The organism is Halomonas sp. HAL1 (assembly GCF_030544485.1).
In the GTDB taxonomy this organism is placed as follows: domain Bacteria; phylum Pseudomonadota; class Gammaproteobacteria; order Pseudomonadales; family Halomonadaceae; genus Vreelandella; species Vreelandella arctica.
Map to the genome: position 1 here is coordinate 4,052,825 of NZ_CP130610.1, position 18,290 is coordinate 4,071,114.

At 54.4% G+C, this 18,290-nt stretch carries 20 protein-coding genes and 1 pseudogene; 9 read left to right on the top strand and 12 right to left on the bottom strand.

All coding sequences use genetic code 11. The annotated features are described in order from the left end of the window. Nucleotides 1-25: 25 nt before the first annotated feature. Both Q3Y66_RS18810 and Q3Y66_RS18815 read right to left on the bottom strand, forming a co-directional pair. The gene (locus Q3Y66_RS18810; RefSeq protein ID WP_008956553.1) at nt 26-376 is read right to left on the bottom strand and encodes a hypothetical protein; all 351 of its coding nucleotides are present in this window, start codon (nt 374-376) and stop codon (nt 26-28) included. Beyond that, on the bottom strand, nt 376-795 hold the full coding sequence (locus tag Q3Y66_RS18815; RefSeq protein ID WP_008956552.1) for a hypothetical protein: 420 nt from the start codon (nt 793-795) through the stop codon (nt 376-378). Before Q3Y66_RS18815 ends, Q3Y66_RS18810 begins: the two co-directional genes overlap by 1 nt. Nucleotides 796-1,002: 207 nt before the next feature. Between Q3Y66_RS18815 and Q3Y66_RS18820 the strand changes: the two genes are divergently transcribed. Next, the gene (locus Q3Y66_RS18820; protein ID WP_008956551.1) at nt 1,003-1,320 is read left to right on the top strand and encodes a hypothetical protein; all 318 of its coding nucleotides are present in this window, start codon (nt 1,003-1,005) and stop codon (nt 1,318-1,320) included. 43 nt (nt 1,321-1,363) lie between these two features. Here the strand turns inward: Q3Y66_RS18820 and Q3Y66_RS18825 are convergent, their stop codons facing one another. Both Q3Y66_RS18825 and Q3Y66_RS18830 read right to left on the bottom strand, forming a co-directional pair. Continuing rightward, nucleotides 1,364-1,657: a hypothetical protein gene (locus Q3Y66_RS18825; protein WP_008956550.1), complete on the bottom strand. Its 294-nt coding sequence runs from the start codon at nt 1,655-1,657 to the stop codon at nt 1,364-1,366. Nucleotides 1,658-1,672: 15 nt separating this feature from the next. Then, nucleotides 1,673-2,245 (bottom strand): hypothetical protein, encoded by a 573-nt coding sequence (locus tag Q3Y66_RS18830; protein WP_008956549.1) that lies wholly within the window; start codon nt 2,243-2,245, stop codon nt 1,673-1,675. 905 nt (nt 2,246-3,150) lie between these two features. On the opposite strand from Q3Y66_RS18830, the pseudogene Q3Y66_RS18835 reads away from it, so the two are divergent. After that, a pseudogene (locus tag Q3Y66_RS18835) lies at nt 3,151-3,711 on the top strand (ATP-binding protein); the annotation flags it as partial. Nucleotides 3,712-3,723: 12 nt separating this feature from the next. On the opposite strand, the gene Q3Y66_RS18840 reads toward Q3Y66_RS18835, so the two are convergent. Further along, a complete protein-coding gene (locus tag Q3Y66_RS18840; protein WP_008956547.1) occupies nt 3,724-4,704 on the bottom strand; it encodes an alpha/beta hydrolase in 981 nt (326 codons plus the stop codon). A 232-nt stretch (nt 4,705-4,936) separates the two neighbouring features. Between Q3Y66_RS18840 and Q3Y66_RS18845 the strand changes: the two genes are divergently transcribed. Beyond that, on the top strand, nt 4,937-7,111 hold the full coding sequence (locus Q3Y66_RS18845) for a malate synthase G (protein WP_008956546.1): 2,175 nt from the start codon (nt 4,937-4,939) through the stop codon (nt 7,109-7,111). A gap of 69 nt (nt 7,112-7,180) precedes the next feature. Then, nucleotides 7,181-7,597 (top strand): PaaI family thioesterase, encoded by a 417-nt coding sequence (locus tag Q3Y66_RS18850; RefSeq protein WP_008956545.1) that lies wholly within the window; start codon nt 7,181-7,183, stop codon nt 7,595-7,597. Between the two features lie 11 nt (nt 7,598-7,608). Here the strand turns inward: Q3Y66_RS18850 and Q3Y66_RS18855 are convergent, their stop codons facing one another. From Q3Y66_RS18855 to Q3Y66_RS18870, 4 genes are all read right to left on the bottom strand, one after another. Further along, nucleotides 7,609-8,055 carry a DUF411 domain-containing protein gene (locus Q3Y66_RS18855; protein ID WP_008956544.1) on the bottom strand — a complete coding sequence of 149 codons (447 nt, stop codon included), beginning with the start codon at nt 8,053-8,055 and terminating at the stop codon, nt 7,609-7,611. Between the two features lie 101 nt (nt 8,056-8,156). After that, entirely contained in the window at nt 8,157-10,346 is a 2,190-nt protein-coding gene (paoC, locus tag Q3Y66_RS18860; RefSeq protein WP_008956543.1) for an aldehyde oxidoreductase molybdenum-binding subunit PaoC, read from the bottom strand. A 3-nt stretch (nt 10,347-10,349) separates the two neighbouring features. Continuing rightward, the gene (locus Q3Y66_RS18865) at nt 10,350-11,300 is read right to left on the bottom strand and encodes a xanthine dehydrogenase family protein subunit M (RefSeq protein ID WP_008956542.1); all 951 of its coding nucleotides are present in this window, start codon (nt 11,298-11,300) and stop codon (nt 10,350-10,352) included. Continuing rightward, complete coding sequence (locus tag Q3Y66_RS18870; RefSeq protein ID WP_008956541.1) at nt 11,297-11,857, bottom strand: 2Fe-2S iron-sulfur cluster-binding protein; 561 nt, start codon at nt 11,855-11,857, stop codon at nt 11,297-11,299. Before Q3Y66_RS18870 ends, Q3Y66_RS18865 begins: the two co-directional genes overlap by 4 nt. A gap of 206 nt (nt 11,858-12,063) precedes the next feature. Between Q3Y66_RS18870 and Q3Y66_RS18875 the strand changes: the two genes are divergently transcribed. Continuing rightward, nucleotides 12,064-13,053: an XdhC family protein gene (locus Q3Y66_RS18875; protein ID WP_035586212.1), complete on the top strand. Its 990-nt coding sequence runs from the start codon at nt 12,064-12,066 to the stop codon at nt 13,051-13,053. Beyond that, entirely contained in the window at nt 13,043-13,660 is a 618-nt protein-coding gene (locus tag Q3Y66_RS18880; protein ID WP_008956539.1) for an NTP transferase domain-containing protein, read from the top strand. Before Q3Y66_RS18875 ends, Q3Y66_RS18880 begins: the two co-directional genes overlap by 11 nt. On the opposite strand, the gene Q3Y66_RS18885 is transcribed toward Q3Y66_RS18880, so the two are convergent. Both Q3Y66_RS18885 and Q3Y66_RS18890 read right to left on the bottom strand, forming a co-directional pair. Continuing rightward, nucleotides 13,641-14,756: a metallophosphoesterase gene (locus Q3Y66_RS18885; RefSeq protein ID WP_008956538.1), complete on the bottom strand. Its 1,116-nt coding sequence runs from the start codon at nt 14,754-14,756 to the stop codon at nt 13,641-13,643. The genes Q3Y66_RS18880 and Q3Y66_RS18885 overlap by 20 nt on opposite strands. Before the next feature lie 66 nt (nt 14,757-14,822). Then, nucleotides 14,823-15,203 carry a DUF423 domain-containing protein gene (locus Q3Y66_RS18890; protein ID WP_008956537.1) on the bottom strand — a complete coding sequence of 127 codons (381 nt, stop codon included), beginning with the start codon at nt 15,201-15,203 and terminating at the stop codon, nt 14,823-14,825. A gap of 138 nt (nt 15,204-15,341) precedes the next feature. Here Q3Y66_RS18890 and thiS point away from each other — a divergent pair, with 138 nt between their 5' ends. From thiS to trmB, 3 genes are read left to right on the top strand one after another with little or no spacing between them, the layout of a single operon-like run. Continuing rightward, the gene (thiS, locus tag Q3Y66_RS18895; protein ID WP_008956536.1) at nt 15,342-15,548 is read left to right on the top strand and encodes a sulfur carrier protein ThiS; all 207 of its coding nucleotides are present in this window, start codon (nt 15,342-15,344) and stop codon (nt 15,546-15,548) included. A 10-nt stretch (nt 15,549-15,558) separates the two neighbouring features. Further along, nucleotides 15,559-16,353 (top strand): thiazole synthase, encoded by a 795-nt coding sequence (locus Q3Y66_RS18900; RefSeq protein ID WP_008956535.1) that lies wholly within the window; start codon nt 15,559-15,561, stop codon nt 16,351-16,353. Between the two features lie 15 nt (nt 16,354-16,368). After that, nucleotides 16,369-17,139 carry a tRNA (guanosine(46)-N7)-methyltransferase TrmB gene (trmB, locus tag Q3Y66_RS18905; protein ID WP_008956534.1) on the top strand — a complete coding sequence of 257 codons (771 nt, stop codon included), beginning with the start codon at nt 16,369-16,371 and terminating at the stop codon, nt 17,137-17,139. 4 nt (nt 17,140-17,143) lie between these two features. Here the strand turns inward: trmB and thpD are convergent, their stop codons facing one another. Next, on the bottom strand, nt 17,144-18,055 hold the full coding sequence (gene thpD / locus Q3Y66_RS18910) for an ectoine hydroxylase (protein ID WP_008956533.1): 912 nt from the start codon (nt 18,053-18,055) through the stop codon (nt 17,144-17,146). Nucleotides 18,056-18,290 lie beyond the last annotated feature (235 nt).

The following is an 18,290-nucleotide window of genomic DNA, read 5'->3' on the forward strand; positions in this document are numbered from 1 at the left end:
AGCGCCAGCCTTTTCGCTGGCGTTTCTAGTATCCTGCTATCTGCTGACCTTCAATGATGAAGGGCAATCTCTTAATTGTGTCTAGGCTTTGAGGATTTTCATGTCCTGGCCCCATAAAATGCCACATAAAGGCTTTTCCATTTTTGACTTTACTAATTATCCGCTTAAAGCCCTTTTGGCTATGGAGCGGGAATATCCAATGCTCATACCTTATAAACTCACCTTCTTGGCCTCTTACAGTGCATACACTTCGCTCAATTCCATCAACTACGTGGTAGAGGGTTTTGCCATTGAGATTTTTTATTTTAACTACCCAAAGCTTGGTGAATTTTGTTGTTCTGTGAAAATTATCAATTGTCGGCTCTATCTGATTCATTAAAGCGTTCTTCTTATATTATTCAAAGGTTGCTCACATTCCCCTTTCCACATCCCATCTAAATCCCAGGCATAACTTTCTTCTTCCCACCACGTATTAGCATCATCGAGCAAGTTTCCAGAACGCTGTCTTTCAAGTCCTGAATACTCATTAAGCTTGACTAACAAGGCTAAGCTATCATCGGCCATTCCAGTTTTGTGTCCAGTTATTGCACATATATATAGCATTGCAATTTCATTGCCTTCCTTAAAGTCTTCAGTTAAGTAAAGCCCAGAGTTGGCGTCTATTTCTGAAGTGGAAACAGGCTCAGGTTCAGGCTCTGAAGGTTGCTGGGTCAAAGCATATAAGAAAAGCAATAAACCTATGAAAGAAAAAAATGCAACAAAGTTTAGAACCCTAGATATAATTTTCTTAAGCACCTCTAACCCTCCTTGTCCCTTTTGTAAAAGATGACCACACACCCCCTAGGCTGTCAATAAGCCCTCCTGTGGCCTTATCGAGCTTCTAGCAGCTAAACACATATCATACCTATTTAATCCCCTCCATAGAGCCTTTTAGGCCGTTTCTCGCTTGCCATACGAACCCTACTTCGGTAGAAAAGGCACACACGCACCGCGAGAACCAACATGAAAGACATCATCAAGAACATCGAACGGCTATCCCTTCGAGTCATCCACATCGAGCCACAAGCCGTTTACATCAAAGACGAGCTAACGGGCGAGCATACCCTACCCTGCGACGTTCAGGCGTTCAAAGAAGCGCCAGAAGCCCTTGAAAGTTCTGGTTTAGATGAATGGGCGATGGAAGCCCTTGAAGTGCTTAGAAAGGCCGAGGATGCGGATTTTGACCCCGTTCAGGAGCCTACCACCAGAGACGAAATGTATTTTTTAGAAATAAAAATGTATGCAAAAGAGCAGATAGCGGAACAGCTTGAGGATTGGTAGCAAATATATAGGCCAGTTAGTTGCTGGCCTTGTATTTTACTGATTATTTTATTACTTTTAATGTTTCCTTATCTTTAAGATAGGAAAGTTGATTCTCGAAATGCTCTCTAAAATAAGCTTTTACATCTCTTTCGTCGATACCGTCATTGTCGATATGTTCGTTTAGAATATCCAATGGTTTTTCAATGTCTTTGTACAGGTGTATTTCTGCTATAGGTTTAAAACGACTATAAGTAGTTAAGTATACAAAAAAACCTTTTTCATCTTTGCTTAATTCGTATGCTATTATCTTTCTTAAAACTTGTAATTTCTCTACTGTTGAATATGTTTTTTCCATAGTTTCTCCTTTTTTTTAAGCTATATCTTTCATTGCCTCTTGGTAATCTTTCGACTTCGCAAACGGCGGAGATTTAAAGCTTTCCACGAGTTCATGAATAACGTTGTTGTGGGTTTCCCCATCACCGCGCCACTCTAAAAATGGCGAAATTCTCACATTCACCATTCTTTTGTTTTCAATATGATAGCTGATGACACCTATCTTTTTTAACTTCCTAAATGACCTTTTCACACTAGCAGACGGCAATATCAACTTATCTGCTATGGTGGTTTGGCTTTCATTTAATCTAACTAGATTGCCATACCCCATTCGCTGACGAAGGTAAAAATATATCTTCATATCAACAGAGTTAAGAAGCATTTCTTTAAGTTTTTTTATCTGCTCTTTAACTTTGTCGATTTTTTTGACATCAATAAGTTTGAGCGAACTTTCTAACTCTTTAATTCTCTTTCTTATTGGAACTTCATAGCTTTCCATACCACCTCCAAAGCTGTCTTTTTCTGCAAGATTTGATATGCAAAATTGATAAAAACCATTATCACTTTTTGGTTTTTTATTATTATCTTGTTGTGCATTATTCTTTTTCATGTTATATTATACTCCGTTAATGAAGTTTCCTAATCTGTTTTATTATTCTGATAAGAGCACCTGCGCCACAGGTGCTTTATTTTTTATTAGGATACCATAATATTTATAGTTTATCTATTTGTTATGTTCCTTTAACTTTCCCCTTAACCAGTTTAACAGTTAAAAAACTCACTAAAGCCCTTATATTTTTTTATCTGAATGGCTATTGGGGATATATTTATACCAATTAGGGATGCGCTGAACCCAAGGTTAATAAATATTTTAGCGTATCTGTAAGTTATTGATTTTATTAGAAAACAGAGATATATTTACCCCAGTTGGTGATATATTTGCCCCAACTCATTTTCCATATTTTAAGCAAAAGAACTAAATAAATGACATAGCAATTTTTTTTCCTTTTCTTATATCTTTAAAAGGAAACGTATTTTCTGATGTTGAAAACAACCCTTAAAGCTCGCTTCGCTCCCTTATTTTATTGTTTTTAATTACTCCCGCCCTTCGGTTGGGGCTATTGAGAAAGGAGGTATTAGTTTCTTTTGCGTAAGCCTTCTGGCTTTTACGAATTAAAATGGGTGTGCATATTTTTAAAGAACGATTCTCATTTCCTTTACCTGCATCAGTGGTTTCATAAGTCCGCCAATATGAGAAATTGCTAAATCTGAGCAAAACGGCGACGAAATAACCATATTATATAATTCCTGTCAAGCATTTATTTCAAAAATATCAGTTTACTTTCTGTAAGCCTTTATAAGGCTTTTTGAGTGCCTATGGCTACGTTGGCCTAGGGTACTGGGGGTAAACGTCCAAAAATGCGGTTTTTTTAGCTTCTAGCTGGTATGTCGTAGGTACTCATACACCTTCGCATAGTGTATTGTCGTTTTTCTTATTTTGTTTGGTAAACAGACCAGCCCTTCGAAACTGGAGAGATCCATTTAGCCCGCGCCAGTCATGAACGTCGGTATCCAGCTCGGTTTCAATTGGTAGCCGCAATGAATCCATGCCCCTGCGGCCACTTGGGCGATCCACGCCAACGCTGCCAGTGTACCGCCAGCCAAATTCAGCGTTATCAAGCGCGGCTTTCCGGGCCGCTGCTGGACCGCATCGACCTCCAAGTGGAAGTCCCCGCGCTGCCGCCCGAGCAGCTCACCGCGCAAACCCAAGGCGAATCATCGGCAGCCGTGCGTGAGCGGGTGATGGCCGCCCGAGAACGTCAAATGGCCCGCGGCGCGCTAAACAGCCAGTTAAGCGGTAAAGCGCTGGAAGCCGCCTGCGCACTTAACGATAAAGAGCGCGCCTGGCTGGCGGGTGTGCTCGAAAAGCTCAAGCTCTCCGCCCGTGCCTACCACCGCGTACTGCGCGTAGCACTGACCCTAGCCGACCTGCAGGGCGCGCCCAAACCCACCCAACCGCACTTTATTGAAGCGATTGGCTACCGGCAGTTGGATCGGATGCTGAAGGGAGCGTAGCAAAAAGCGGCACTAGACCTTATTCTCGCTAAGCTGGTCTACAAACCCATCCAGCGCTTCAAACAGCACCTCCCGGATGGGATCAGCTTCATTTACCAGATGATGGCGCGCTTCCGGGTGGCGATGAATTTCGGCATTGGGAAACTTCTTCGCCAGAATCGCTAAATTCCACTCCCAATCAACGGTCACATCCTGCTCGCCCTGCAAAATCAACGTAGGTAACTGGCTTGGCTGCTGCGCTAGCAACCGGGGCATCCAGCGGCGCATGGCGCTTACCCAGGCAACGCTCAAGCGCTCGGGCTGCAGCGGGTCACCCTCGCGTAGAAATTCGGTGAACTGTTCGTCGGTAGAGTTGGGCCGATATTTACGCGGCAGCTCTTTTACAAAGGGGCTGGCAATCAAGTGCAGCCAGCTTGTTTGGCTCCATCCCCAAGGCCGCACCAGCGGCGCCAGCAGCACCAAGCCTGACCAACCCGAATCCTCTCGGCGGGTGAGCGCATCGGTAGCTAGAATAGCCCCGCCGGTGCTCTGCCCCACCCCCAGCCACGGGGCAGGCGCCATTCCCTGGCTCTTGAGGATGGTCTGCAGGTGGGTCAGGCAGTGCTGGTAGTCATCGAAATCCTCTATTTCCGCGCGCGCACCACTGGAAAGGCCATGGCCCGGAAGGTCCCACAGCACCACCCGCCAGCCCTTGGCCAGCAAACGCTTGAGCAGATGGCGATACAGGCCCATATGGTCAAAATAACCGTGCACCACGAAAGCGGTGCCCACCGGCTGCGGCGGGCTCCACACTTGGCACCACAGCGCAAAGCGTCCAGTATCAATAAAGCCTGCGTGTACTTCACTGGTATCCAATAGCAGGACTTCCAGACCATAGTGCTGAAAGTAGCCCTGCATGGCGTCGGTCAATATTTCCCCTGGCAGCAGACGGCTAAGGGCGGTCTCGCCCGAGGCATGGCGAAACAAGCCTTCCAGATGTTGGAAATCACGCATCGTTGTTTCTCCATATCGCCCTTTTACGTTGGCCTAGACGCGGCAGGCGAGTCGCGCTATCAACCTCTAATTGCTAGTCATTTGGTCGCGCATTTTACCGCTTTAGGGTCTACGCTGTTTACATGCCCGAGCAAATGTGGAATTATTTTCCATAAATAAATTTTACTCTGCCTGTGGCAAACCATGTTCTAAAGAACAGAGTGCCCACGGGCATCCTCACAGGAGATACCCCATGAGTGAGCGTATCACGCGCCACCGTTTACAGGTGGCAGCCGATTTAGATCGTTTTATTAATGAGCAGGCGCTACCGGGAACAGGCGTTGACGAAAATGCCTTTTGGGCCGGTGTGGATGCTCTGTTTCACGATTTGACCCCTAAAAACCGTCAATTGCTGGAAGAGCGCGACACGCTACAAGAGAAGCTTGACGTGTGGCACCGGGAAAACCCCGGCCCGGTTACCGATATGCCTGCGTACCGCAGCTTCCTGAAAGAGACCGGCTACTTGGTGGAAGCCCCCGCTAACGTCAAAGCGACAACGACGAATGTTGATCGTGAAGTAGCTGTTCAAGCAGGCCCGCAGCTGGTAGTGCCGGTAAGCAATGCGCGCTATGCGCTGAACGCTGCCAATGCACGCTGGGGCAGCCTTTATGATGCTCTGTACGGCACCGACGCGATTTCAGAAGACGACGGCGCCGAGAAAGGCACCAGTTTCAACCCGAAACGCGGCGCCAAGGTGATTGCCTACGCCCGCGGCGTGCTGGATCGCGCGGCACCGTTGGCCACTGGTTCACACCGTGACGCGGTGAAATACGCTATCCGTGATGAGCATTTGGTCGTCACCCTGGAAGGTGGCCGTGAAACAGGCTTGAAGGACTCCGGCAAGCTGATCGGTTTCACTGGCGAAGCAGCCAAACCCGACGCGATTCTGCTGGGTAACAATGGTCTGCATCTGGAAATCCAGATCGACGCCAGCGATTCCATCGGCAAAACTGACCCGGCTGGCGTGAAGGATGTTGTCGTCGAAGCTGCCCTGACCACGATCATGGATTGTGAAGACTCCGTTGCTGCGGTGGATTCAGAAGACAAAGTCGGCGTTTACAGCAACTGGCTCGGCCTGATGAAGGGCGACCTGGAAGAGAAGATCGAGAAAGGTGACAAGACGTTTACGCGTAAGCTGAACGCCGACCGCACCTGGCAAACCAGCGATGGCGGCAGTGTAACGCTACCCGGTCGTTCGCTGATGTTCGTGCGTAATGTGGGTCACTTGATGACCACACCAGCGATTCTGGATGAAAATGGCAACGAGCTGCCGGAAGGTATCCTGGATGCCGTGGTGACCTCGCTACTCGCGCTGCACGACCTGAAAAAGGATGATAGCCAGCCGCGTAACTCACGCACCGGCTCTGTTTATATCGTGAAGCCGAAGATGCACGGCCCTAAAGAAGTCGCCTTTGCCAATGAACTGTTTGGCCGCGTTGAAGACCTTCTGGGCATGGATCGTGACACCCTGAAAATGGGCATCATGGACGAGGAACGCCGTACTACCGTCAACCTCAAAGCTTGTATTGCCGAAGCCGCTTCCCGCGTCGCGTTCATCAATACCGGCTTCCTGGACCGCACCGGCGACGAAATGCATACCGCCATGGAAGCAGGCCCCATGGTACGCAAGGGCGATATGAAAGGCGCCAAATGGATAGCGGCCTACGAGAAGAGCAACGTGCAAGTCGGTCTTGCCTGTGGCCTACGCGGTCGTGCGCAAATCGGTAAAGGCATGTGGGCCATGCCGGACCTGATGCACAACATGCTGGAGCAGAAAATCGGCCACCCGAAAGCGGGCGCCAACACCGCCTGGGTACCTTCTCCCACGGCTGCCGCGCTGCACGCGCTGCACTATCACCAAGTTAACGTCACCGACGTTCAGCGCGAGCTGGAAGCCCTGGGCGAGCCCGACTACCTGGATGATCTACTCACTGTGCCGGTTGCTGAAAATGCTAACTGGTCGGATGAAGAGAAGCAGCAGGAGCTGGATAACAACTGCCAGGGTATTCTGGGCTACGTCGTACGCTGGGTAGAGCACGGCGTGGGCTGTTCGAAAGTACCGGACATCCACAACGTTGGCCTGATGGAAGATCGCGCAACGCTACGCATCTCCAGCCAGCACATCGCTAACTGGCTGCACCACGGCATTGTCGATGCACCACGCGTGGAAGAGACCCTCAAGCGCATGGCGAAAGTGGTCGATGAGCAGAACGCAGGCGACCCAACTTATACGGCCATGAGCGCCGACTTCGAAGGCTCTACCGCTTTCAAAGCCGCCTCTGACCTGATCTTCAAAGGTCGCGTACAGCCTTCCGGCTACACCGAGCCGCTACTCCACGAGTGGCGTCAGGTGCATAAGGCGAAGTAAACGCATTTTATGGTGTAATCAGCCTCGAGGCGCATGCCTCGGGGCTTTTTTATATAAAGGATAACAACAATGACCGTGATGACTGCCGAGCAAATTGAGCATTTCTTGGATGAGGTATTCCCCCAGCGGATGGGGAAAATTGAATGCGTGGGTGAGATGAGCGCCACCATGCGCCTAAAGATTGGCCACGAACATCTACGCCCTGGCCCGCGGGTTTCCGGGCCCACGATGATGGGGTTTGCAGATGTCGCTATGTACATCGCTATCTTGGCGCAAATCGGCCCAGAGGCGATGGCCGTGACCAGCGACTTAAACTGCCACTTCCTCCGCGCGGCTTCCGGTGATCACGACATTATCGCCCACGCCAAGCTAATCAAACTCGGCCGCCGCCTGGCCGTAGGCGAAGTACAAATCTACTCAGCCAGCGATGACGTACGCCCCGTGGTGCATGTCACCGCCAGCTATGCGCTACCTGAAAAGTCTTAAGCGGCCGTTCTTCAAGGCGCCAGTGTCATGAACGGCTCATCCTGCTGGTCGCTAAACGCGTAGACGTTATAGGGCTCGTCCTGAGGACCAGGCATACCCGGCGTACCAATGGGCATACCGGCCAAACCAATACCATCGACGTCAGGCTGCTCTTCAAACAGCTTTGTAACCGCTTCCATCGGCACATGCCCTTCAATCCAATACTCGCCCATCTCGATGGTATGGCACGATCCCAAGCCATAAGGCACGCCCGCCTGTTGCTTGATATCACCCAACTCCACGTCATCAATAATCGTCACTTCTACGCCGAGCTCTTCAAGATGACGTGCGTAACCGTCACAGCAGCCGCACTCAGGATTTTTGTAGAGTGTGGCCTCGTCAGGCAGTGCCGCATGCGCCGAGGTCGCCCCGAGAACTAGAGCGCTAGATAGGAATATTGAGGTGGTTAAGCGGCTCATAAATACCCTCCTGATTAAGAGCGAATAAAGAAACGTTGGTAAGCGACGCAACATCCAATTGAAAGCTTACAACCTATGTGTCGCCCCAAGGTCAAGCTAGCTCAACGCTCAGTGCTAGGGAGTTGATCGATCATGCGATCCAGCGTCATCGGGTACTCACGGATCCGGACACCGGTGGCATTGTAGATCGCGTTGCCAATCGCAGCCGCTACGCCGCAAATACCCAGCTCACCCACTCCTTTTGCTTTTAGAGGCGATGAAGCAGCATCGGTGGTATCTAAAAAGATGACCTCCTGCTCGGGAATATCCGCATGTACCGCCACTTCGTAGCCTGCCAGGTCGTGATTGACGAAGAAGCCGCGCCCGGTATCCACGCTCATGCCCTCGGTCAAGGCAGCGCCTACGCCCATGGTCATGCCGCCAATTACCTGGCTGCGCGCCGTGATGGGATTGAGGATGCGCCCTGCATCGCACACGGCCAGCATACGCCGCACGCGAGTTTCCCCGGTGTAGGCATTCACGGCCACCTCGACAAAGTGCGCACCGAAGGTGCCGATCTCCAGCTCATCCTTGAAGTCGCCAAAGTTGATCGAATCCTCAGCCACTATCTCTTCGCCATCGGCTATGTCGGCCAGCGCCAGATCTGTCTGTCCGGCGACCACGCGGCCCTTTTCAAAGCGCGCCTCGTCAACGTTTAGGCGCTTGGCGATCTGCTCCTGAAGCGCCACACAGGCAGCATATACGCCAGCGGTGGCGCTAGTCGCACCAAACTGCCCGCCTGAGCCGGAGGAGGTTGGATAGGCGCTATTGCCAAGGCGCACTTCTACGTCCTGCATCTCCATGCCCATGGTTTCTGCCGCGGTTTGGGACAGGATGGTGTAGGAGCCGGTACCGATATCGGTCATATCGGTTTCCACAATCAAGCGACCGTTCTGCAAGCGTACCCGCGCGCCCGAAGTCATGGTGGGCGCGCCGCGATAGGCACCAGCCATGCCGTGGCCAATCAGCCACTGGCCTTCGCGCCGACCGCCCGGTTGAAGGTTACGCTCAGCCCAGCCGAAGGTATCGGCGCCCTTACGCAGGCACTCCACAAAGTGGCGATCGCTGAAGGGTTTCGATGGCTCCTCGGGATTGACCTGGGTGTCGTTGAGAATCCTGAACGCCACGGGGTCCATGCCGAGCTTCTCCGCCATCTCGTCCATGGCGATCTCCAGCACCGCCAGCCCCGAGGCTTCGCCAGGGGCACGCATATCCGCCGATTCGGGTAGGCCCATATCGATAGGATGGTGCGCCACGCGACGATTTTCGCCCGCGTAGAAGCAGCGGGTCTGGTTGATCGCGTCTTCACCGCTGCCGCCGGGCAGCGTATGGGAAATGGCAGCATGGTCGAAAGCGGTAATCTTGCCATCTGATCCGGCCGCGATGCGCAGACGCTGAATGGTGCCGGACCGATGCGTGGCGTTGTTGAAGATCATCGGGCGCGGCAAGGCGACTTTGACTGGCCGCCCGGTCTCGCGCGAGCCAAGCGCCGCCAGCACCGCATCGGCGCGTAGCCACAGCTTGCCGCCAAAGCCGCCGCCCACGTAAGGGCTTTCCAGGCGGATTCTTTCAGCATCAATATCAAAGGTGGTGGCGAGCGCCTGGCGCGTCCACTCGATCATCTGATTCGATGTCCATACCGTCATCTGACCGCCATCCGACCAGTCCACGATAGAAGCGTGGGGCTCCATCATGGCGTGGCTTTGCGAGGCGGTACGATAGGTTTCATCCAACGTGACCGGCGCGGCATCAAACGCCGCATCCACATCGCCGACGTTTGCCACCGGCTCGCCGGTGCTCTGAAGGCGCGTCCAGGCATCTTCAAGATCAAACACGCCCTTCGCCTCTTCGTAGCGCACCTCGATCAATGACGCCGCACCACGCGCCTGCTCCAAGGTATCGGCGACCACCACCGCGATGGCCTGGTGGTAGTGCTCAACGGTGGCGCCGCCGAACAGGTGGGCCACGTTGCTGTCGGCACGCGCCAGCGGCTCAAGCTCCAGTGTGGTAATAACGGCCGCCACGCCGGGGGCAGCGCGGGCAGCCGAGGCGTCCATATGAGTGATTTTGCCTCGGGCAATCGTTGCGCACACGGGGTAACCCACCAGCTGGTTGGCTGCCACGTCATGCCGCTCGTAGGCGTAGGGCGCGCGGCCGGTTACCTTGAGCAGACCGTCGATCCGCGCGTGGGGCTTGCCGATAACGCGAGCATGATCGAAAAGGTTATCTTCCGTTGATTGATTAAAATCCATGGGTCACTCCTGAGCCAGCAGCGCGGCGAGCGTTCGTTCTGCTAGGGTAAGCTTGTAGGCGTTCTCTTGCGTTGGGCGGGCCCCGTCCAGTAAGCGGGCCATGACAGCGGATGCGCCCTGCGGTAACGCCGCGTCGGCGTCATCACGGCGCCAGGGCTTGGGTGCCACACCGCCCAGGGCAACGCGCCCCGTTCCATCGGGGGCTTGAATTAGCGCAACGGACACCAGCGCAAAGGCGTAAGAGGCCCGGTCGCGCACTTTATAGTAGGCGTGGCGGCCTTCGACAGGGGGCGGCAGCAGCACGGCGGTGATCATCTCGCCTGCTTGCAGCGCTGTCTCCACCTCCGGCGTATCGCCAGGCAGTTGATAGAACTCATCCAGCGTCAGGCGGCGTGTTTCACCGGTTGACGTCACTGTTTCCACTTCGGCATCCAACACGCGCAGGGCAACGGCCATATCAGAGGGGTGCGTGGCAATACACGCATCGGACGTGCCGATAATGCCCAACTGACGCGTGGTGGCGCCTTCGCTCAACGCTGCGCAGCCCGCCCCAGGCGAGCGCTTGTTGCAGGGCATGCCAGTGTCATAAAAGTAGCCACAGCGCGTGCGCTGAAGCAGGTTGCCGCCGGTGGTCGCCTTGTTACGCAGCTGGCCGGAGGCACCCGACACCAGCGCCCGACTCAATACCGCGTAGTCCTTACGAATCCGGGTATCCGCCGAGAGCGCGGCGTTGCTAACCAGCGCGCCAATGCGCAGCCCGCCCTCATCCGTCGGTGTAATATCGTCAAGACCCGTGCCCCCTAAGTCGATCAGGTGCTTGGGAATTTCGATCTCATGCTTCATCAAATCCAGCAGGTTAGTACCGCCCGCGATAAACTTGGCGCCCGGCACTTCCGCCGCACGGGCTGCCGCCTGGGCCGGGTCGCTGACGCGTTCATAGGAAAAGGCTTTCATGAGCGCGCCTCCGCAACCTGGTTGATGGCCTTGAGAATGTTGGCGTAGGCGCCGCAGCGGCAAAGATTGCCTGACATCCGCTCGCGAATTTCCGCATCGCTGATCTCAATAGGCGCATTCAAATCTTTGGTAACATGGCTTGGCAGCCCCGCTTGAATCTCTTCAAGCACCGCCTTGGCCGAGCAGATTTGCCCCGGCGTGCAGTAGCCGCACTGAAAAGCGTCATGATCGACAAAGGCTTGCTGCATGGGATCAAGATGATCGACCTCAGCCGCCCCTTCGATGGTCGAAATATCATCATCTTCATGCATGACCGCAAGGGACAAGCAGGCGTTGATGCGTTCGCCGTTCACAGACACCGTGCAGGCGCCACACTGGCCGTGGTCACAGCCTTTCTTGGTGCCCGTAAGCTTTAGATGTTCACGCAGGGCATCCAGCAGCGTTGTGCGGTTATCCAGAGTTAACGTATGCCGTTCGCCATTGACGGTTAGTGAAAAGGTGCTGCTATCGGGGTTCACGGTCTTGGGGTGTCTTTCGACGTTATTAGAGGGGTTCATTGCTCTATGCCTTCCTTGCGCGTTGCTTTCACTTATTTAGTGCCATAAAGCCTTTAGCATAGACACGATTACGCCAGGCAGCCCAACTCTGTGTCCAACCTTGTAAAACAAAACCTCTATCTGCGTCAGGTGCGCTACGCTATGACACGTCTATCCACGCAAGACAGGCAATGGATGCCGCTTGCTCACTATTGGAAACGTTTGCAATGCAACATTTGGACTTGCAGGTTATAGATCAAGCGCTGATCTGGTCCCAGGAGGGTGAAACGGTCTGGCTGTGCACCGTGCTCGCCACGTTTGGCTCATCGCCCCGCGCCCCCGGCGCCTGGATGGCGGTGACCAGGGATGGCAGACACCTGGGGTCGCTCTCCGGCGGCTGTGTGGAGGATGACTTCATCAAGCGCCTGGCCGAGAGGCAGTTTGAAACGCCGGCAGTCGTTATTCGCTACGGCGATGCAGACGACGCTCAGGGCGGGCATATCGCGCTGCCCTGTGGCGGCATTCTTGAGGTGCTGGTGGAGCGCCTGCCTGCCACGCCGGATATAAGGGAGCACCTTGGCACGCTGAAGGCGGCGTTGGAAGGCCACCGCCAGTTGATGCGCCATGTCGATATTCACGCGGGCACCCGCCACTTTACCGAGGACGCCACACTGGGGCCGCGCGTTGTCTGGCCCAGTGAAGTGGGCGCGCCGCTCCGGCTAAAAATGCGACTCGCGCCCGCACGGCGGTTGATCATTGCCGGCATTTCGCCCGTTTCCAACGCCTGCGCTTCGTTTGCCGCTACATTAGGGTTTGAAGTGATTGTCTGCGACCCCGACGAAGCCGCCTGCCAGGCGTTTGATGTTCCAGGGGTAACAGTCATAGCGCAACTGCCTTCCCAGTACATTGCCGCCAACGGCTGCCACGGCGCCACGGCCATTGTGGCGCTCACCCATGATCCACGTATAGATGACCTGGCGATGATGGAAGCGGTGCGCACACCTGCGTTTTATATCGGCGTGATGGGCTCAAAGCGCACCTCTAACGCGCGCGCCGAGCGGCTGATTCGCTCAGGAGGGCTGACCGAAGAGCAAGTCGAGCGATTGCATATGCCGATTGGTCTAGCGCTAGGCAGCATGACCCCGGCGGAAATTGCCCTCGCTATCATGGCGGATATCATCCGGGTCCAATACGGAAAAGCTACCAATGAGCTCTAGCAATGTCGTCGCCCTGGTGATGGCGGCTGGCTACTCGCGCCGATTTGGTGAGGATGACAAGCGCTGCGCGACCTTAACCGACGGACGCTCGCTGTTGGCAGCCTCTGTCGCGAATGCCGAGCAAGCCTTTCCTATACTGCGCGTGGCAATCCGTGAAGAGGATGATGCGACCCTGCTAGGCCTTGCTGAAAGCACGCCTCTGGTGCGACTTCATCAGGCACATCTTGGGTTAGGGGCAAGCATCGCCGAGGCGGTGGCCGAGCTTAGCCACGACGCCCGCCTGAAGAGCGTCGAAGCAGTCGCGATTTTATTGGGCGATATGCCCTGGATTCAGCAGGAGACGCTGCTGTCGTTACAGCGGCAAGCCACTCGCGACACCATCGTGCGGCCCTGCCATGAAGGTAAGCCGGGGCATCCGGTTATATTTGGGCGTACGCTTTGGCCCGCGCTTGAAGCGCTAAGCGGCCATACGGGGGCCAAAGAGATTATTCGCAACAACGCCGCGTACTACCGTGAGTATCACGTGCAGGATGCGGGCACGATGATGGATATCGACTTGCCCGCTCACTTAGCGTCATCAAACCACGCTACCCCTGGCGGAGCGTAATGCGGGTTAGCTCTGAGGGCTTGCCGAGGCGTAAAGCAAACCCTGGCCATAAGCCTGTACCGTTATTGACGTAAAGCGTCATGTCTTGAATATTATAAACGCCTGAAACGAAACCATTGTTAGCGCTGGCAACCAGTCGATCGAAGCCTAGTATCATCCCACCATGAGTATGTCCGGAGAGCTGCAGATCTACACCGGCTGCAGCCGCAGCCACCGCATTGCGGGGCTGATGATCCAGCATAATAATCGGCGAGTCGCTCGGTGCCCCTGCTATCGCCTCCTCGACATTCGGCGCAGCAAAAGCATGCCTGGCGGCCGTAAAATCCGTCACTCCCGCAAGGACTAAGTTCGCCCCCTCGTTGTCGATCACAACATGTTGATTTGCCAATACCTGCATGCCGAGCGACTGGTAATACGCCATCCACTGCGGGTAACCAAAATAGTACTCATGATTACCCGGAATGGTATAGACGCCGTCGGGCGCTGCAAGCGCTTGTAAAGGCGCCACATCTGCGCGACGCACATCAAGGTCGCCATCGATCAAATCGCCGGTGATGACGATTAAATTTGGCTCCAGCGCATTGGCCTGCGACACCACCGCTTCAACCCACGGGGCTTCAAACAGTCGGCTAATATGCAGATCGGTTAACTGCACAATTTCGTAGCCTTCAAACTGAGAGGGCAACCCTTGAATGGTAACCTCGATATCCTTCACCAGCGGCACCCGCGCCGCTTGGCTGACGGCGAAAGCAGCCACGCCTAACGCCAACGCTCCCATGCTGTAACGCAGTGAAGAGGGGATGCCGACACGCCTTCTTTTTACTGCCATCAGCATCAGCGCTACCGCATCAACCACTAGCTGAAACACTGCTAGAAACAGCATCGTGCCGAAAATCCAATTGACGATCAGTACGATGGCTCTTGGCACCTCGGGAGAGAACATGGAGCCAAACGCCATCAAGGTAAGCCAATGATGCTGAGCTACCAGTAACAGCGCAACGCTGAGGAGACCTTTAAACCAGAGCGGCCATTTGAGTGGCACTAAATAGCGAAGAATAACAATCAGGCAGGGTATGGCGACGACAAAATGAAACATAGAGATGCTCATGAAAAGGAAGAAGCGCGGCGCATAGCCACGCGAATATTTGGCCTACAAAGGTGCTTACTGCTTGGCCATCAGTGCGACGACCGCAAGCGCCAGCCACCCGGCCATTAATAAAACGCCGCCAATAGGCGTCACAATGCCGAGGCTTAGCCCAGCCAAGGCCATTAAGTAGAGCGAGCCTGAAAAACACACAACCCCCAGTGCCCACAGCGCCAGCACCCAGCGCTGGCCCGCCAATGGTTGTACCCGGCGCCACACCACCACTATCATCATGGCAAGCGTGTGCCACGCTTGGTAGCGCACACCGGTTTCCACAGCGCTCACCATTGCTTCGGTAGTACGCGCCGCTAATCCGTGCGCCGCATAGGCACCCAGCATCACCATCATTGCGCCCGACAGCGCCGCTATACACCACCACCCTTTATCTGCTCGTTGCACGTTACTCTCCTACTTCACTTACCTGCTTCAATTGTCTGCTTCATTTTCGCGCGCGGATTGCCCTACGGCGTACCTTGAGCGGCTCGAAACCGCTACAATAGAAAACGCATTGCCACGACGAATGAGACGCGACCCTTTATGTCTATCCAGATACGTCTAAACGGTGAACCCCATACGCTTTCGACCGGCCTTACCGCCGCCGACCTAGTTGAACAACTGGGTCTGAGCGGCCGTCGCATCGCCGTCGAAATTAACGAAGAGATCGTCCCCCGCAGCCAACACGCCGATACCCGCTTGGCCGATGGCGACCATGTGGAAGTTGTCCACGCGATTGGCGGCGGCTAGAGGAAATACTATGACCCAACTAACCGATACTCCGCTCACTATCGCCGGACGCGACTTTCACTCGCGCCTGCTGGTCGGCACAGGCAAGTATAAAGACTTTACCGAAACCGGTGCCGCCATTGCCCAGAGCGGTGCTGAGATCGTGACGTTTGCCGTACGCCGCACCAACTTGGGCCAGGACGCCGAGGCGCCCAATCTGCTAGATGTTATCTCGCCCGAGCGCTACACCCTGCTGCCCAATACCGCTGGTTGCTACAACGCGAAAGATGCCGTGCGCACCTGCCGTTTGGCCCGCGAGCTGCTTGATGGCCACAATCTGGTCAAACTGGAAGTGCTCGGCGATGACCACACGCTCTACCCCAACGTGGTAGAGACCCTGAAAGCCGCTGAAACGCTGCTCGCCGACGGTTTCGACGTGATGGTTTACACCAGCGATGACCCCATTGTGGCACGCGAACTGGAAGCCATGGGCTGCTGCGCCATCATGCCACTGGGCTCACTGATTGGCTCTGGCCACGGCATTCAAAACCCGCACAACGTGCGCTTGATTGTTGAGCAGAGCAACGTCCCGGTGCTGGTCGATGCGGGCATTGGCACGGCGTCGGATGCCGCCATGGCGATGGAGCTCGGCTGTGACGGCGTACTGTTGAACAGTGCCATTGCCCATGCTCGCGACCCGCTGCGCATGGCCAACGCCATGAAACTAGCCGTGGAAGCCGGCCGCGACGCGTTTTTAGCCGGCCGCATGGCGCGTCGTCAATCCGCCGATCCATCTTCACCTTTTGCTGGCCGTATTAACGGTTAATTGATTCGAGACCCCATGACTGAACCTAATCCCCCAGCGCACCAAATCAGCGTCGACGTCGACAGCAGTGCCACCACCGCCCCTGAAAGCCAGGATGCACCACTGCACCGCCGCGGCATTAAAAGCTACGTCATCCGCGCGGGCCGCATGACCCAGGCCCAAAACCGGGGCCTGGAAGATGTTTGGCCGCGCTTTGGCCTGACCATCGCCGACGGACGCCAAGACTTGGACGTCCTGTTTGGGCGCCAAGCGCCGCGCGTGGTCGAAATTGGTTTTGGCATGGGCAACTCATTGATCGAGCAGGCGGAAACCCACCCGGATACCGACTTTATCGGCATTGAGGTTCACGCCCCTGGTGTGGGTAAGCTACTGGATGAAGTCGACAAACGGGGTCTGACCAATTTACGCGTTTACCGCGAAGATGCCCTGGCCGTGCTTGAGCAGTGCCTTCCCGAAGGCTCGCTAACCACGCTGCAGCTGTTCTTCCCCGACCCATGGCCGAAAAAGAAGCACCACAAACGGCGCATCGTGCAGCCAGCCTTTGTTGAGCTGATTCGCACTCGTCTGATGCCCGGCGGCACCTTTCACTTAGCTACGGACTGGGAAGCCTACGCGGAGTGGATGGTGGAAGTGATGGAAGCGGCCCCCGGTTATGCCAATACCGCTAGCACAGAGACCGCCCCATACGTGCAGCGCCCGGCCTTCCGCCCGCTCACCAAGTTTGAAGCCCGCGGCGAAAAACTCGGCCACGGCGTGTGGGATTTGATTTATCAGCGAGAGGGGTAACGCCTTACTCTTTAAGCGGTTCAATCGGCTCCCAATCTGAACGATTGGCCAGAAACTCAGGCCTGGGCCGATTACCGCAGTAAGGGTCATGAAGGGTGTTTTCAACGCTGTTGTAAACAAAGAACAGATTACTTCTCGGCCAGCAGGACATATTCGTGTTGGAGCCGTGCATGGTATTGCTTTCGAAAATCACCAGGGATCCGGCGGGCCCCTTGGGCGCTTCAATATCGTTCTCCAACATTAATTCGCGCAGGCTGCTGGCTGGCGGCACTCCCACCTCTTGGCTTTTGAGTGACTCTTTGTAGTTATTCTCCGGCGTTCGCCCTACACAGGGAACAAAGTAGCGGTGCGAACCAGGAATCAACATCAGTGGCCCATTAAACTCACCGTTATCGGTGAGCACGATGGAACAGCTCAGCGCGCGCATGCGCGGCATGCCATCTTCGCTATGCCATGTCTCAAAGTCTGAGTGCCAATCAAACCCTTTGCCTTTGAACCCAGGCTTATAATTGATTCGTGACTGATGGATATAGACATCGCTGCCCAGCAATTGCTTGACGATCGCCAACAGCTTGGGGTCCTGGGTCAGGCGTTGGAAACGCTTGGACACTTCATGAATACCGAACACGGTGCGTATCTCTTCACGCCCTGGTTCAAGAATCGTGCCTTCTGAAAGCTTAAGATCGGCATCATCTTCGTACTCACGCAGCTCTTTAAGAAACACCTGCATATCATCGGCGTCAAAAAAACCTTCAAAGGAGAGAAACCCCTTTTTCTCGTACTCCGCAATTTGCGACCTACTCAGCGGCCCATCAGCAAGCTGGGATTCATCGCCATATACCACGGGATCGATGCGTTCAAACATTCCCAACTTTCGCTCCAAGCGAGTAGGGAAAAGATCTTGGGTATCGTTCATGGACATCTCCTCCATTAGCATACGGTTAACAAGCGTTTTTAGGCACTACGTATAAAACGTAGACGCCAAAACGCACCTCAGCAATGCCCTTTGGAGGTCGCCGAAAAGACAACATCAGTAATGAGGAGATTAGCAGGGTGTAGAAAAAAGAAAGCCGCTCCATGGGAGCGGCAAAAAAGACCGTGACTAGCAATGAGAGGGAGAAACCATGACAGTTAACTGGCGATAATGTTTA